This window comes from Romboutsia ilealis (genome assembly GCF_900015215.1).
Taxonomy (GTDB): Bacteria; Bacillota; Clostridia; order Peptostreptococcales; family Peptostreptococcaceae; genus Romboutsia; species Romboutsia ilealis.
In genome coordinates this window covers 1,669,530-1,686,010 of sequence record NZ_LN555523.1, presented here as the reverse complement: position 1 = coordinate 1,686,010, position 16,481 = coordinate 1,669,530, and the positions used below count along the sequence as shown (strand labels likewise).

Annotated in this window: 17 protein-coding genes; 8 read left to right on the top strand and 9 right to left on the bottom strand. The window is 25.3% G+C overall.

The window, feature by feature from the left end; genetic code table 11:
• Nucleotides 1-32 precede the first annotated feature (32 nt).
• On the bottom strand, nt 33-353 hold the full coding sequence (locus CRIB_RS07910) for a phage holin (protein WP_180701848.1): 321 nt from the start codon (nt 351-353) through the stop codon (nt 33-35).
• A 121-nt stretch (nt 354-474) separates the two neighbouring features.
• Here CRIB_RS07910 and CRIB_RS07905 point away from each other — a divergent pair, with 121 nt between their 5' ends.
• On the top strand, nt 475-882 hold the full coding sequence (locus CRIB_RS07905) for a hypothetical protein (protein ID WP_180701847.1): 408 nt from the start codon (nt 475-477) through the stop codon (nt 880-882).
• Between the two features lie 90 nt (nt 883-972).
• On the opposite strand, the gene CRIB_RS07900 is transcribed toward CRIB_RS07905, so the two are convergent.
• The 4 genes from CRIB_RS07900 to CRIB_RS07885 all read right to left on the bottom strand — a co-directional run bounded on the left by CRIB_RS07900 (nt 973) and on the right by CRIB_RS07885 (nt 6,096).
• On the bottom strand, nt 973-3,120 hold the full coding sequence (locus CRIB_RS07900) for a YhgE/Pip domain-containing protein (RefSeq protein WP_180701846.1): 2,148 nt from the start codon (nt 3,118-3,120) through the stop codon (nt 973-975).
• Nucleotides 3,121-3,371: 251 nt separating this feature from the next.
• The gene (locus tag CRIB_RS07895) at nt 3,372-3,950 is read right to left on the bottom strand and encodes a manganese efflux pump MntP (protein ID WP_180701845.1); all 579 of its coding nucleotides are present in this window, start codon (nt 3,948-3,950) and stop codon (nt 3,372-3,374) included.
• An 81-nt stretch (nt 3,951-4,031) separates the two neighbouring features.
• Nucleotides 4,032-4,808 carry a PucR family transcriptional regulator gene (locus CRIB_RS07890; RefSeq protein ID WP_180701844.1) on the bottom strand — a complete coding sequence of 259 codons (777 nt, stop codon included), beginning with the start codon at nt 4,806-4,808 and terminating at the stop codon, nt 4,032-4,034.
• 151 nt (nt 4,809-4,959) lie between these two features.
• Nucleotides 4,960-6,096, bottom strand: coding sequence for an ABC transporter ATP-binding protein (locus CRIB_RS07885; protein ID WP_180701843.1), 1,137 nt, complete (start codon nt 6,094-6,096; stop codon nt 4,960-4,962).
• Nucleotides 6,097-6,374: 278 nt separating this feature from the next.
• Here CRIB_RS07885 and CRIB_RS07880 point away from each other — a divergent pair, with 278 nt between their 5' ends.
• From CRIB_RS07880 to CRIB_RS07870, 3 genes are all read left to right on the top strand, one after another.
• The gene (locus CRIB_RS07880) at nt 6,375-7,421 is read left to right on the top strand and encodes an HD-GYP domain-containing protein (RefSeq protein WP_180701842.1); all 1,047 of its coding nucleotides are present in this window, start codon (nt 6,375-6,377) and stop codon (nt 7,419-7,421) included.
• Between the two features lie 163 nt (nt 7,422-7,584).
• Nucleotides 7,585-8,493: a mechanosensitive ion channel family protein gene (locus tag CRIB_RS07875; protein ID WP_330404847.1), complete on the top strand. Its 909-nt coding sequence runs from the start codon at nt 7,585-7,587 to the stop codon at nt 8,491-8,493.
• 207 nt (nt 8,494-8,700) lie between these two features.
• Entirely contained in the window at nt 8,701-9,270 is a 570-nt protein-coding gene (locus CRIB_RS07870; RefSeq protein ID WP_180701841.1) for a VTT domain-containing protein, read from the top strand.
• Between the two features lie 17 nt (nt 9,271-9,287).
• On the opposite strand, the gene CRIB_RS07865 is transcribed toward CRIB_RS07870, so the two are convergent.
• The 3 genes from CRIB_RS07865 to CRIB_RS07855 form a co-directional block, all read right to left on the bottom strand.
• Complete coding sequence (locus tag CRIB_RS07865; RefSeq protein WP_180701840.1) at nt 9,288-9,824, bottom strand: metal-dependent hydrolase; 537 nt, start codon at nt 9,822-9,824, stop codon at nt 9,288-9,290.
• A 75-nt stretch (nt 9,825-9,899) separates the two neighbouring features.
• On the bottom strand, nt 9,900-10,595 hold the full coding sequence (locus tag CRIB_RS07860) for a superoxide dismutase (RefSeq protein WP_180701839.1): 696 nt from the start codon (nt 10,593-10,595) through the stop codon (nt 9,900-9,902).
• Nucleotides 10,596-10,762: 167 nt separating this feature from the next.
• Nucleotides 10,763-11,749: a lipoate--protein ligase gene (locus tag CRIB_RS07855; protein WP_180701838.1), complete on the bottom strand. Its 987-nt coding sequence runs from the start codon at nt 11,747-11,749 to the stop codon at nt 10,763-10,765.
• Nucleotides 11,750-12,041: 292 nt separating this feature from the next.
• Between CRIB_RS07855 and CRIB_RS07850 the strand changes: the two genes are divergently transcribed.
• Nucleotides 12,042-13,235 (top strand): pentapeptide repeat-containing protein, encoded by a 1,194-nt coding sequence (locus tag CRIB_RS07850; RefSeq protein ID WP_180701837.1) that lies wholly within the window; start codon nt 12,042-12,044, stop codon nt 13,233-13,235.
• Nucleotides 13,236-13,277: 42 nt separating this feature from the next.
• Here the strand turns inward: CRIB_RS07850 and CRIB_RS07845 are convergent, their stop codons facing one another.
• On the bottom strand, nt 13,278-14,321 hold the full coding sequence (locus CRIB_RS07845) for a PTS sugar transporter subunit IIC (protein WP_180701836.1): 1,044 nt from the start codon (nt 14,319-14,321) through the stop codon (nt 13,278-13,280).
• A 336-nt stretch (nt 14,322-14,657) separates the two neighbouring features.
• Between CRIB_RS07845 and CRIB_RS07840 the strand changes: the two genes are divergently transcribed.
• From CRIB_RS07840 to CRIB_RS07830, 3 genes are all read left to right on the top strand, one after another.
• The gene (locus CRIB_RS07840) at nt 14,658-15,311 is read left to right on the top strand and encodes a DNA-binding protein (RefSeq protein ID WP_180701835.1); all 654 of its coding nucleotides are present in this window, start codon (nt 14,658-14,660) and stop codon (nt 15,309-15,311) included.
• Between the two features lie 28 nt (nt 15,312-15,339).
• The gene (locus CRIB_RS07835) at nt 15,340-16,164 is read left to right on the top strand and encodes a hypothetical protein (RefSeq protein ID WP_180701834.1); all 825 of its coding nucleotides are present in this window, start codon (nt 15,340-15,342) and stop codon (nt 16,162-16,164) included.
• Between the two features lie 82 nt (nt 16,165-16,246).
• Nucleotides 16,247-16,426: a hypothetical protein gene (locus tag CRIB_RS07830; RefSeq protein WP_180701833.1), complete on the top strand. Its 180-nt coding sequence runs from the start codon at nt 16,247-16,249 to the stop codon at nt 16,424-16,426.
• Nucleotides 16,427-16,481: the final 55 nt, after the last annotated feature.

Genomic DNA, 16,481 nt, shown 5'->3' with positions numbered 1-16,481 from the left:
AAATCATTTATGGCACTTTTATTTTATTATATTTACTTAGTTAGATTATTATTTTGTAAAAGTTTCTTTACTTCATAGACAGCAGATTCAATTAAAGTATCAGCTTGTTCAGAGCTTATTTTATTATTAGTTAATTCTAATAATTTAGACATTGCTAATTCTTTTTTATCTTTACCTGCTAGATCTGGATTTAGTTGCTCAATAGCCATAACTATTTGTTTTGCAAGATTATAATAATCTTGAAGTTTTTGGCTTCCTAATTTTTGATTTAAATAATTTACTAAAAATCCTCCTCCTACAGTTATAACAAGAGTTAGTATAGTTAACAATAGATTAAATAAATTCGAATTCAAAATAAAAACCTTCTTTCTTTATTTGATGTAAAAAAAATGAAATTTTAAAATATAATTATTTTTATTTTAATAATACAAATACTATTAATATATTATATGACATTTAAAAAGGAGAAGTGCTATGATAAAATATCTTATCGAAAGAAAAATAAAAAATGAAATGTTAGAAAAGAGTAAAAAAGCCGCTTTTTATACAGGAGTAGCAACCGTATCCGCAGTTGGAGTATATATTTCGTATAAAACTATAAAGAAAATGAAAAGTAGAAAAAAAGATGAAATAGAATATTTAGCGTATGAAGAATATGAATCTGATAATCTAGAAGATAAGTTAGAAAAAGATGAGTTAAAAGAAAAAGTAGATGAATTTAATTCTAGAAGGATTTGCTGTGAAAATTGTGAAGATTCATCGCCAGAAGAAATTGAAAAACATATAAATTCTATAAAAGATGATAAAGAAAATATGAAAATAGATACAGATGAATATGAAAATGAAGAATATGATAATTATGAAGATGATATAGAAAAATAAAAAGGCTTTTAGCCTTTTTATTTTTGTTGATGAAATATAATTTATAAAAATAAAGAGCTTAGTCAAAGTTTGACTAAGCTTCTTTGTATTTTAATGTCCAGTTAAATCACTTTCATTAAATCTATCTTGAACTTTTTCAGTAATTTTATTTATAGGTTTTTTCAACAATATAGTAAACAATACAAATATAATAATAAATATTGCTAACGCAGAGATATCTTTTATTAGATTTGGCATATATATTCCACCAACTGTTTCACGCATAGCAGATATTGCATATGTGAATGGTAATAGTGGATAAACATTTTGGAAAAATTGTGGAGTAACTTGTATAGGGAATGTTCCTCCTGATCCTGCAACTTGTATAACTAATAATACAACTCCTATTGCTTTTCCGACATTTCCAAATATAGAAACTAAAGAGTAAACAATAGCTGTAAATACTATACTTGTAAATACTGATATTAGGATAAATAATGGTATATTATCCGCTTGTACTTTTAGTAAATATATATCACCTAAACTTACGATAAGAGCCTGGATTATAGTCAAGCTTAAGAATGTAAGTCCTCTACCGAAATATACTTCATATGATTTATAATCACCATGTACGTTTGTAGATAGTAAAGACATTAAAAGTAATATACCTACCCATAGAGATAAAACTGTATAAAATGGTGTCATAGCTGAACCATAATTTTTCATAGGATATAGTCTATTTTCAACTAAATCCACAGGTTGTTTTAAGAACTCAGAGCGTTTTAAAACATCACTCTTAAGTAATGATATAAGTTCATTTACTTCACTATTATTATTTATTTTTTTCATAGCATCTACAAGATCATCTACTACAGATTTAGCATATGGTAATTTTTCTTTTACAAATGTTGCACCCTCTTTAGCACTACCAGTGAAAGATAAAGTAGTATTTAATATGTCTTCAACATCTGGTAATTTTTTTTCAGCACTATCTAATACTTCTATTACATTCTCTACAACCTTAAAGGCATCATCTATAATATTACCTATAGGAGCTTGTATTTTTGAATCAAAGTTATTTAATATTGATGATGTTATTGTATTTACATCGCTTACAACTTTTAATAAGTTATTTAAATTAGTTAAAGGTGGTTTTTCTCCATTAGCTACTTGATTTTTAATCGTTTGTAATGAATTAACCGCAGTATCTAACTTAGTACTTATACTGTTAAGTGAATCTATTACACTTTTTAACTGATTACCAGGAACCAATTTATTTAATTTTTCTAAAAACTTAGTTAAAGTATTCGTACTAGACGCTAAATTAGATAATTTAGTAGATAAATTATCAATAAGTTGAGGTGCTGATTCGGAACCTTTATTTATGGCATCTATCAAGTCTGAAACGGCATCTTTAGCATTTGAAGATATTTCTGATATTAATCCTAAATCATTTTTTATAACAGGAGATAGTTGACTTAATCCTGTTTTTGAATCATTTAAAAAGCTCTTTATATCAGACGATAAGTTTTTAGTATTAGTAAGAGTTTCTTTTATAAGAGGTATATCGTTTTGTACATCTTTAACTATATCTGATACTTTATCAGTTGCATCAACTGCAGTATCAACAACTTTATTTATATTTTTAAATTTACCTTGTACTTCAACTAAGTTATTTTCTAAAGTTGATAGTTTAGGTAATTGTTTTTCAAGTTCTATTCCTGCTTCCTTAAATACATTTAAAACTACCTCACTTACTGTTTTAACAACAGTTTGATTTACTTCATTTTGAATAGTTGTAGCTCCTTTACTTGTAATTTTAGGGGCTATAGCATTTATTTTTTCGTTTACTGTATATATTATAGTACCTTTTTTTATATCTTTAGAAACTAAAGAAGTCAAATCCTTAGAAAAATTTGACGGTATTTCTATGTATGCATAATATGTACCATCGTTGACACCTTCTAAGGCTTTTTTTCTATCTACGAATTTCCAGCCTAAATCTTTATTAGTTTTAAGTTTATCTACTAGTTCATCACCTATATTTACTTCTTTATCCATTATTTCTGCACCAGAATCTTCATTTACAACTGCAACAGAAATATTTCCTGTATTGCCATATGGATCCCAAGAAGCTTTTATATTAAACCATGCATAAAGTGATGGTAATATACAAAGTCCAGTGACGATAACTAATAAAACCTTATTAGTGAAAATATCTTTTAAGTCATTTTTATATATTTTGAAAATATTTTTCACTTAAATCACCTCCAAGTTAAAATAAAGTTAGAAATCGAACTATTTCTATTATAAATGGAAAGATAAATATAGTAAAGTTACAATTTAGTATCTTTTTCGATAAAAATATATTAAAAATTAAATTATAAGTTTTAATAAGGTAATAAATATTAGTAAAACATTGGGCTATTTAATTGTATTTTATGCAAATTAAAGAATTTTATAGTATTTATATAAAAAAAGAGATAAGTAAATTTTAGTTTACTTATCTCTTAAAAAAGAAATAGATTTGAAATTATTTGAGTATGCTCATTTAGTATATTTAATCCTATTAGAATTAATATAATGCCACCTACTATCTGTGCATAATTTTTGAATACAGATCCGATTTTCTTGCCAATCAATACCCCTATAAAGCAAAATAAAAATGTTATAACACCAATTGATATACAAACTGGTATTATATCAATGTTTAAAAAAGCGAAAGTTACGCCAACTGCTAGTGCATCAATACTAGTAGCAATAGATAAAATTATTAATTCTTTATTATCTAAATATGTAGTGTTATCATTATCATCATTTTTGATAGCTTCAATTATCATCTTTATACCTAAAAAGCTTAGTAAAAAAACTGCAATCCAATGATCTATGCTTCTTATGTATAACTCAAAGTTCATACCAAATAACCAACCAATAAGAGGCATAACTCCTTGAAATAACCCAAATGAAAATGCAATCTTAGTAGCTAGTGATAAATTTATTTTTTTTAATGTCATACCTTTAGTAACAGATACTGCAAATGCATCCATAGAAAGAGCAAATCCAGTTAATAAAATACTAAAAAATCCCATATAAAACCTCCTTAAAACATGTCCCAATATTAAGTATTAGAGGTATAAAACTAATTACTTAATAAAAGATTTATGTAGACTCTATGAGTTACAATTATTTATAGAACTTAAAAATGATTTTACACTTAAATAAAATATAAAAGCATCTTTAAAATTCTTTAAATCTAGATTAAGATATTCTTTTATTTTTTCTAATCTATATATTAGTGTATTTCTATGTAAAAATAATGCACTTGAAGTTTTTGATATATTCAATCCATTTTCTATAAAATTAATACCAGTAGTTAGTAAATTTTCATCTATGTTTTTTATAATATCAAATTTTATTAATGAAGAGAGTTGGTGATTATCACTTGTTATAGCAGCGACTTTATAGATTATTAAATCATTTAAAGTTATAAATTGGCTAGCATTATTATTATTAATTATAATATTAATTAACTCATCAACTATATTTATCTTAAGATCTAGATTATAAATGGTAGTTATTTTTTCTAAATATATAATATATGTTTTTGAATATGTTTCAGCTTCTATAATTGTAGGAGTAGAACTATCTATATCTAAGATATTATTAGATACTAATAATAAGTAATTGTTATATTTATATATTTGCACATCTTCATATAAATTATAAAGTATATTTTTTAAAGAATCAAAATCTAAATTTTGTTGATTAAACAGATAGCAATGTCCGTTTATATGAGTTAGTATACTATCTTTTAGGAATTCTATTACATAAGTTGTATTATTAAATTCAATTAAATTTTGATTAGAATTAATTTTTTCGTTATTATATTTGAATATATTAATTTTTTTATTAGTTTCTTTTTCAAAAAATTCAATTAAGCTTTGCATAATTTACCCCCAAAAAAATTATGAAATTTTGTACAATTTATATTACTAAGAAATGAACCCCTGTAAATCTAAGTATTTTAAAATATCTAGATTATATTAAAAGAGTAAGATGATTAATCATCTTACTCTTTTAATATAACACTAATTTAAGTTATTTTGAAGTTTCTTTTACCTTTTCATCTCTTATAGCTAATTGAGTTTCTTTATCAAATATATGGATTCTATGTTTATCCATAGCAAGTTTTAATTTATCTCCTATATTTAATTTATATCTACCATCAAATCTAGCAGTGATATTATGGTTACCAGCTTTTAAGTAAGCATATATTTCCGCTCCCATAAGTTCTCCAAGTTCAACATTAGCTTCAAATGTACTATCTAAACTGTTATCAACAAATATGTCTTCTATATGAATATCTTCCGGTCTTATGCCTAAAACAACTTCTTTTCCTATATATCCATTAGATGTTAAAGCTCCACAATCTCCAGCATTTAACTTTATACTTAAAGCATCATTTTGTGCATATATTTCTCCATCTTTTTCAACTAATTTTACATCTATAAAGTTCATTTGAGGAGCTCCTATAAATCCTGCAACGAACATATTATTTGGAGAATCATATATATCTTGTGGAGTGTCTATTTGTTGAACAATACCATCTTTCATAACAACTATTCTATCAGCCATAGTCATAGCTTCTACTTGGTCATGTGTAACGTATATGAATGTAGTACCAAGTGATTTATGTAATTTAGTTATCTCAGTTCTCATTGCTGTTCTAAGTTTAGCATCTAAATTTGATAAAGGCTCATCCATTAAGAAAACTTTAGGATTTCTAACTATAGCGCGTCCAAGAGCAACCCTTTGTCTTTGTCCTCCAGATAAAGCTTTAGGTTTTCTATCTAATAGATGATCTAAATCAAGTATTTTAGCTGCCTCTTTAACCTTTTTATTTATTTCATCTTTAGGCATTTTTCTAAGTTTTAGAGCAAATGCCATATTATCATATACACTTAGGTGTGGGTATAGAGCATAGTTTTGGAAAACCATTGCTATATCTCTATCTTTAGGGTCTATATCGTTTACTAATTTATCTCCTATGTATAACTCACCATCACTTATATCTTCAAGTCCAGCTATCATTCTTAATGTAGTTGACTTACCACATCCAGAAGGACCAACTAAAACTACAAATTCTTTATCTTCTATATTTATATTCACATTTTTTACTGCATTAAATCCATTATCATAAGATTTACATATATTTTTTAAAATTACCTCTGCCATAATAATTCTCCCCTTTATATTTTAATATTTTAAATTTAAAGCTAATTACAATTAAATGTTAACAGAAAAATGTTTTCCTAGTAATGTTTATATTAACTAAAATATTTTGTATATTTTTTACAAAATACTTTAGTTAATATAAACATTAAATCTTTAATAGAAAAATAATAAATATATAAGGTAAATTTATTTTAATTATCTTAATCATTGAAATTAGATTAATTTTAAGTATATAATAAAATGAATAAAATGGTAAGAAATGAAAGAAAGGTGAATACATGAGGTTAAGACATATATTAGTTATAGATGATAATGTAACGAATTTAAAATTGGCAGAAAATACATTAAAGCCTTACTATAAAGTGAGTTTATTAATATCAGGTGCTCAAACTTTAAAATTTTTAGCAAAACATAGGCCGGATTTAATTTTATTAGATATTAATTTACCTGATATGGATGCATATGAAACTTTAGCAAAAATTAAAGAAAATAAAGAATTGGAAAATATTCCAGTAATATTTTTAACTTCACGTTCTGATAGTGAAATTGAGGTTAAAGGTTTTGAACTAGGTGCAGTTGATTTTATAACTAAACCATTTATTTCACAGTCTATGCTAAGCAGAGTTAAAATGCATTTAGAACTTAGTGAATATAGAACTCAATTAGAAGAGAAGATATATGAAAAAACACAAATGATAGAAAATTTACAAGATGTAATGATGCTATCATTAGCAGAGTTAGTTGAATGCAGAGATGAAAATACGGGAGGACATGTAAAACGTACAGCTGAATACGTAAGAATTTTAGCCAACGAACTTGTAGAAGCTGGTGTATATAGTGATATTTTAACACCAGAGTATGTAAAAGATATTATTAAATCAGCTCCTCTTCATGATATAGGAAAAATTGGAATTAATGACGCCACATTATTAAAAATGGGCTCATTAGATGAGGATGAATTTGAATATATGAAGAAACATGTTGAACTAGGTGCAATATCTTTACAAAAAATGATAAATGAAACTGATAAAGAAAGCTTTTTATATACAGCTAGAGATATGGCTTACTATCATCAGGAAAAATGGGATGGAACAGGATATCCAAGTGGATTAAAGGGAGAAGAAATACCTATAAGTGCTAGAATTATGGCAATTGCTGATGTATATGATGCCTTAACTACAAAGCGACCTTATAAAGAGCCTTTTTCTCATGAAGATACGGTTAATATTATAATAGAAGGAAGAGAAAAAGGATTTGACCCTAATATGATTGATGTATTCAAAGAAATAAGCTATAAATTTGAAATGGTAAAATTTAGCTTATGATAAATATGAAAAACTTTTTTAAGAAATATCTAATGATATTTAATATTATAATTTATATATAAGTTTAATTTACTAGACATACTTTTTTTTATGTTGTAATATAATAAAAGTAGAAAAAAAAATTAAAATAAGTAAAAATGACGAAAAATGGAGGTGCTTGTCTATGTTTCTAAGTCAGACAACTGCGGAATCTACTACTGAAGAAGTTTTAAAAGGGTTTGAGCAGTTAGAGAACTTCGATTTTAGTAAGATAAAAATGAGTTCATTAATAGAAAAATTAGTAGAATGGGCAGCAACTACAGGATTTAAACTTATTGTAGGAGCATTAATAATATCGATTGGATTTAAACTAATTAAGAAAGTTGTGGAACATTTTATAAAGTTTTTAGAACGAAGAGAGGTTGATATAACTCTTAGGAAATTCTTAAAGTCACTTATAACAATGACTCTTAAAGTTCTTCTTATTATGCCGGTACTTGGATATTGGGGAATACAATTATCTGGTATTGCAGCGTTAGTAGCATCTGCTGGGGTTGCAATAGGTTTGGCTCTTCAAGGAAGTTTATCTAATTTTGCTGGTGGATTTATAATTCTACTTATTAGACCATTTAAAGTAGGTGATTATATAGAAACATCAACATATAGTGGTGTTGTAGAACAAATAGGACTATTTTATACTCAGTTAGCGACATTTGATAATAAACAAATATTAATACCAAATGGGAACTTATCTAATGGAAGCTTAATAAACTATTCAGCAAAATCAACTAGAAGAGTAGATTTGATCTTTAGTGTTGGATATGAAAATGAAATATCTCATGTTAAAGAAATATTAAATAAAATAGTTGAAAGCCAGAAGCTAATTTTAAAAGAACCAAAACCATTTATAGCTGTAAATGCACATAGTGCAAGTTCTATAGATTTTGTAGTAAGGGTATGGTGTAATACTGAAGATTATTGGAATATATATCATAGCTTATTAGAAGAAGTTAAAATAACTTTTGATAAAGAAAATATAAGTATACCTTATCCACAAATGGATCTTCATTTAAAAGAAGTTTATAAGAAGTAATGTAAAAGACTAGTGAATATATTTACTAGTCTTTTAATTATTATAAATATAAAGTGTTAAATTGAATAAGTTATAATTAAATTAAAAATTTAATATATTAAGTGATGGAATAAAAAGATTATTTATTTTAATTTTTGATAAAATAATATAAAATTTAAAGCAAATAATGTATACTAGAATTAATAGAAATCAAAAGGAGAAATATTAATGGAGTATATTAAAAGTTTATACTACATAGCACAAGATTATTGGGTTTTGACAATGTTAATAGGTTTAATGAGTTGTTTTGTTGAAAGTTTCATACCAGCATTGCCTTTGATAGGAATAGTAACTGGCAATGTAATATTTTTGGGATTTTTAAATGGAATGATATTATCATGGATAGGGTCAGGATTAGGAACAATATCATTATTTTTATTGACTAAAAAGTTTAAAGATAGTATATATATGAAAAAAATTAAGAATAAAAAAATAAATAAAGTTATAAGTTGGATATATAGTCAAGGATTTAAGGTTTTGTTTATAGCGTATTGTTGCCCATTTGTACCAAGCGTTTTAATGACAATAGCTTCTGCATTAAGTGAAAAAGATATAAGGAACTTTGCTCCTGCAATGTTATCTGGGAAATTTGTGATGTTTTTAGTAGTAAGCTATCCAGCAAGTGATGTAGTAGGATTTATAAAAAATCCTATCAAAGTAGTAGTATTTTTATTATTAGTATTTTTAGCTTGGAAAGTAGGGAATAGAGTTAATACTAAGTTAGGAGAAAATAATTAAATATAAAGGATATAGGCCTACATTAATATATAAAACCTATATCCTATCAAGAATATAACTATGAAATTTAATATTTTGCATATTAGCTTTTCTGTTTTAGAGTTAGTTTTTATAGGCATTAAAGAAAAGTTAATATCTATAGGGTAAAGTAATTCTATACCTTCTTTTGTAAATAAGTCTAACATCATATGAGAAAAACATCCGATTATAAGGCCACTAAATGAAGATATAAAGACTATATTATTATCTGTATACTTTAATATTATATTTGATAAATAACATAGTAAATATAGAAATAGTAGGCTATGAGTAAAACTTCTATGACGAAATCTAGAACCGAATAATTTATATACCTTCGGGAAGGTCTTACTTGCATAAGAATTACGCATGTCTATGTCTGGAATTACTGAACCTATATATGAAAAATACATATAAATAATTAATAGAATAAACCTATAAATAAGTTCATAACTAGATAAATATTCATTGTCAATAAAGGGCAAAGCTAGTAGTGCAAACAAGTATCCACCCTTTGTGTGAGTTTCCTTTACCATTAATCCTCCTATGGTGCTAAGTACATGATGATTTATTACATTATATAGTAAATATAAAAATTTTACAAACTATAACTATTTAGAATTATTATAATTAGAAAGTGCCCTATCCCAATTGACTACATTAAACCAGCTATCTATATAATGTGATCTATTATTTTGATATCTAAGATAATAAGCATGTTCCCATAAATCTATTCCTATAATTGGAGTTAAATTTAGTGTTATAGGTGTATCCTGATTTGATGTTTTTATTATAGATAAGTTTCCGTTATTATCAGATACAAGCCATACCCATCCCGAACCAAAAATATCTAATGAAGCTTTCTTAAATTCTTTTTTTAACTCATCAAAAGATCCAAAATCTCTAGCTATAGCTTTTTTTAGTTCTCCGGAAGGAGATGTTTTTTTATTAGTCATTATACTAAAGAAGAATTCATGATTGTAAACGCCGCCGCCGTTGTTTTTTATAATTTGCGATGCACTATCAGGAAGAGAATCTAAGTTAGTTAATAAATCTATTAAGCTACAAGAGTAAAGACTAGGATACTGTTTTATAGTATCATTTAATTTATCAACATAATTTTTATAATGTTTATTATAATGTAATATTATAGTTTCTTTATCCATATATGGTTCTAATGCATCATAAGAATAATTTAGTTCATTATATTCAAATGGTTTAAATTTTGATGATAAACCAAACGAATCTGAAGGAGCTAAAATTATAAATAAAAAGAGCAATGTTACTGATAATAATTTTTTCTTCATAAAACCACCTCTATATAGTATTATGCTTAAAAATAAGATAAAAATTTATACAAAGTTAATTTTTTAGTAGATATATTTATATAATGTTTATTATACTTTAGTAATTATGTTTAAATTTAGATTATTTTGTTATATGCAAAAAGGAGTAGAATAATCTACTCTAATTACTACTTAACACCCATTATTCCAGATATTAAAATATCAGTATCAGCTCCTAAGAAATAATCATTTATATTTATAGAATTAAGTATTGTTTTTAAATTCTCTTCTTCATGTTTTGTATTTAATAATAGGTTCTCAATTTGAGAAATATCACATTTCCCAAAGAAATCTCCAAAGAATTTTATATCTTTTATAATTCCTTTTTCAACATTTAAGTTAAATTCTACATTTCCTCCAGGATATTTTAATTCATTATAAAGAGCGTATTTTGGGGAATGTCCAAAGTTCCAATCCCAAGTATTATATTTTTCTTCAACTAATTTATTTATATTGATTATATCTAACTCACTTAGAGTATAATATTTAGTATCAGTATTTGTTTTATATAAGTAATCTATTATTAAATCTTTAAACTCTAATATATCCATAGGAACTTTTAAATGTTCGCTTATATTAGTTACACGGGCTTTTACAGATTTAACGCTTTTATCTTTGAACTTCATAGGTTTAACTTTTAAAGCATTTGAAAGATCAGATATCTGAGATGCAAATAACAGTGTACCATGATGCATTACTTTGTTTTTGTAATTATATTGAGCATTGCCTGAAAATTTACATCCATCTATTAATAAATCATTTCTTCCTGAAAATTCAGCATTTATATCTAATGTTTTTAAAATTTCTATTATTGGATTGGTAAATCTTTTGAAATTATTGAAGTTATCATTGTTATTTGATATAAATGTAAAGTTTATATTACCTAAGTCGTGAAATACAGCTCCTCCTCCTGATTGTCTTCTAACAACAGGTATGGAATTTTCTTTGATATAGTCTAAATTAATTTCAGATAATGTATTTTGATTTTTACCAACTATTACAGAGCGTTCGTTTCTCCAAAGTATAAACATATCTTCATCGAAGTTTTTAAGAAGATATTCTTCCATAGCTAAATTAAAATACGGATTAGTTTTTTCATTATAAATTAGTAACATAAAATCTCTCCCCTAAAATGTATGTAAATTTACATCATTATGTAAATAGTAGCAGAGAATAATATAGTTATCAATATACTTAAAAGGCAGAATTAATTAAAAGTTTATAGTTATAAAATATTTATAAATAGAAAATAATGAATATGTATGAGCTATGTTAATCTGAATGTATAATATCATGGAAATTGATATAAACTAGCATATTAAATTAAATATGACAAACAATAAGATAGAAAATATTAGTACTTTAAAAATTTATACATAAAACTTATAAATAGAAAAGGAGGAAAGTATGGCTTACGTTAATTTTAAAGAAGAGAAAGTTAAAGGTAAAATTCAACTGGATGAAAGAAAAAAGAATAACAAAACTTTATATCAATCTATACTAAAGCATCAAGATAGTTTAACTGGATTTTATCCTAATTTAAAATATAGTTTCAAAAAAATAGTTGATGAGAGTATAGGAAGAAAAGGGGTTTTAGAAGAAGAAGATTTTCAGGAAATAATAAATGAAGATTTTATTTGTACTAAGTTTATCGATTGTACATTTAAAAATGTAAAGTTTAAAGATTGCAGATTTATAGGATGTGTATTTGATGGTTGTAAATTTGATGAAGGTGGAGTAAGTTTTGAAAATTGTATATTTATCAAAGAAGACAGTGAAAAGCTACCATCTTTGAATAGAAAAGATAATCTAGGTTGTAGTTTTTACAATTGTAATATATATGCTAGATTTTTAAATAGTGATATATCTTATGCTATATTTGAAAATACTAAATTTCAAAACACTAATATAGAGTTAACTAATGCTTCTAATTGTATAATGATAAATTGTGAATTAGATAAAATTGGAGTTGTAGATTCTGATTTCAGGGGATTTAAAACTTTTAATACCTATATGATAAATTTTGAATTTGAAGATAAATTTTTAAGTAAATTTGATGAAAAGACATTCTTTGATAAAATTGAACCACGAGTAAAAGATAAGCAAGAATACGAAGGTATATATACAGTATATGAAAATATTGCAGATAAATACAATGATAATAATTTAACTAATAATTTTGGTGAATACTATTATTTAGCGAAATGTATTGAAAGAAAATCATTATCACTATTACCAAAAATAGGTTCATATATATATTGGTTTACTTGTGGATATGGAGAAAGACCGTTTTATTGTATATTTTCAGCTTTTGCTATAATGCTTATATTTGCTTTTTTATATTTACTAACAGGTATAGAGATGGAAAGTGGAACTACCATTATATATAACTTCAATAATATAGGAACATGGAATATTAGTAAATTTATGAAGGATTTTAATGAAGCTATTAATTTAAGTGTGGGGATGTTTGCTGGTGTAGGAGTTAATAATGGTAAACCTACGGAACTTGGATATGTGGTAGCGAATTTTGAGATGTTAACAGGCGTTGTTCTTATGGGTGTTGGACTAGGAACTTTAGTTAGAAAAGCAATTAGATAAAAAAAACAGGAATCTTATCCTGTCTTTTTTATTTAATAATTATTAAGCTGCTGTATTAGAATCAAATACTTGAGTACCACGTATTTCATCAGCAGTCTTTATTTTAGTATTTTTGAAGATAGCATGACCTATGAAGCCAGCTAAAACACTTACTAACATACATCCAACAGCAGCTATTAAAGCATTTGTTCCATTTTGAGCAACAGATACGAAAAATCCAGCTATTGGAGTTGCTAAACCTGGAGTACCAACTTGAATACCCATTAAAGCAACTATTATACCAGACATTGCTCCACCTATGAAGTTAGTAGCATATACTGGTATTGGGTTAGCAGATATTATATCTGATTGAGTTAATGGTTCTATAGCTACAGCTATAGTATCTTTCTTAGAACCGAACTTCATTTTAGAGAAAAATACATAGTTCATGAAAGAAGATCCAAATACAGCTAATGCACCTATACCCATAGGTATACCTGTTAAACCTATTATAGAAGTTAAAGCCATAGAACTAAGTGGAGCAGTTGCAACAACTGTTATTAAACCACCAAGTATAAGACCCATAACTATTGGAGAAGAATCAGATGCTTGTATTAGAACTTGCCCTATTTGAAGTAAAGTATTTTTAACAACTGGGTCCATTGCCATAGCTATAAATCTAGCTAAAGGAGCAGCTACTAATATTATTGCAATTAAGTCAAGTCCAGCAGGAACTTTTTCCTCTAAGAACTTTATAACAAATGATACTAAATAACCAGCTATAAATCCTGGCAAGATACCAAATCCTGAAACTGTTAAACCAACTAAAACTGCGTATACTGGAGATACACCCAGTGCTAAAGGTACTAATATACCTGCAGCAACACCCCCTAAATTACCGTTTGCCGAACCCACACCTTCTAAGAATTTTATACCCATTTGTTCACCAAATAATGAAAAGTGGAATGCTTCTACTAAGAAACTTGCACAAGCAGCATTTGCTAATGCACCCATAGCCTTCATACCTTGAGGCGCTTTGTAGCTAAATAATGTGAATAGTGCCAATACAACTAATAATAAAGCTGTACCTATTAAGATTTGACTCATTTTAAAATTTCCCCCATTTAAAATATTTTTTAATTAAAACCCTTTGTTAGCGTTTTCCTAGTGAAGATTAATTATATCTGATTAATTATAATTATAAAATAAATATTAATTATTGTAAACACAAAAAACAATTAATTGTTAAAAATTTATAAATAATTTGAATGACGTAAATAAAGGATAAATTTAATGTAAAATGATAGAAATAAATGAATAAATATAGAAAAATTGATAAAAATATTTCATTAAGTATTTTATAATGTAGAATTATTATTAGAACATATATATATAATGTGTTACAATAAGTATTAACTATGATTTTAGACAACGGAGGAATGCATGAAAGATAAAGAAAGAATAAAAAAATTTATAGAACTTCAAGATAAAGATTTGAAGTTTGAAGATATAGCTTTAGAATTAGGAATAGCAAAAACAACTCTTAGGGCATTTTTGAATAAAAACGGATATAAAATGAATAATGGTAAGTATAAGCTTAAAGATGAATCTAGTAAGTTTAAACAAATGGAATTTGAACAAAATGAAAATCCTAGCAAAAATAAATCTACTAAAATTAAAGAAAATAAAAGTGATTATAATAAAGAAGTTAAAATAAAAAAAGAAAAAAATACAAAGAAAAAAGTAGATAGTAAAAAAGATAATGCGGTGGAAATTAAAAAAATTAAAAGGGCAACTCCTAAAAAAGATAGAAAGATAAATATAACTCAAGAAGATTTAGATAAATTATGTGAAGTATATGACTGGTACATGGAGGTCAAAGATCTAAAATCTATGAAAAGTAAATCTAATACAAATAAAAAAGATATAAAAATAGAAGATACTAATTTAGATTCATTAAAAAGTACGAGCATAAAAGTAGATAAAAAGACTTGGGAAGATTTTGAAAGATTATGCAGTAATTCGAAGTTTAGTAAACAAGAAATAATTACCCAAGCTTTAAAAGATTTTATGAAAGAATATAAAAATTTATTATAAACATAGTAAGAATAGAGGTGTTTACAGTATGAATAAATTTCATAAGAAAGTATTATTTTTTTTCATATTATTAATTGTAAACATATTAATATTTACATCTTGTAAATCTAAGGATATTTATGATGGTAAAAATTTAGATTATAGTACAAATATAGATAACTATAATGCAAAAGCACTATCAATAAAAGATGTAGGGAATAATAGTGATGATAGTTTAGAGAATGAAATGAATATATATAAAGTTATTAAAAATATTTCAGATTTTAGCATATACAATATACTAATAACTTATGAAGAGATAAATGATAAAGATAATATAGTAGATAAATCTCAAGTATTTTTAGATTTAGCTTTAAATCCAAATGAATCATCAAAGATAAGTTTTTTCAATGATAATAAAATTAAAAGAATAAATATCGTATCTTATGAATATAGCACTTTAGATAAAGAAGTTGTAGTTAATCTAAAAGAGGATACGGTAACCATAAATAAAAGCAATATAAATTTAAAAGATAGTAAAGAATATGAAGTTTTGACAACATCAAAAATATATAAAGTTAAAAATTCTAGTGAAATAGATACATATGCATTGGACATAAAAAATACATCGAAAAGACAATTAGGTAATATAACGGTAAAAATAGGACAGTTAGATAAAGATGGAAAATATATTATGGTAGATAGTATAAGTTCTTATAATATATTAAAACCATCAGAAGATATAAAGATGGAAATAAAGGCATTAGACAATACAAAAAGTATTGAGCTATTAGGGTATAGTTATGATGATATAAAAGAAAATGCAAATATAAATATAGACCTTAAATTACACAAAGCAAGTATAAGTGGTTAGTATTAAATTAATATTCAATGAAAATATGAATAAATCATATATATATTACTAATACTAAATATAATTTAAGGTGGTGATAACTTTGGATAGAGATAATAATTTAAAACAAAATGATTTAGACTTTGAAAAAATGAATGCTACTTTAGCTAACCCAAATTTTGCAAATTGGTATTATCATCAAGTTATGGATAATGCAGATGGTAATGAGGATTTTAATATAGAAAACTTTGTAAAAATAATTAATGACTATAAATTAAGCTAATCAAGTATTCAACAAAATATAGAAAAAATAAAAACTTCTAGAATATAGGTTGCAA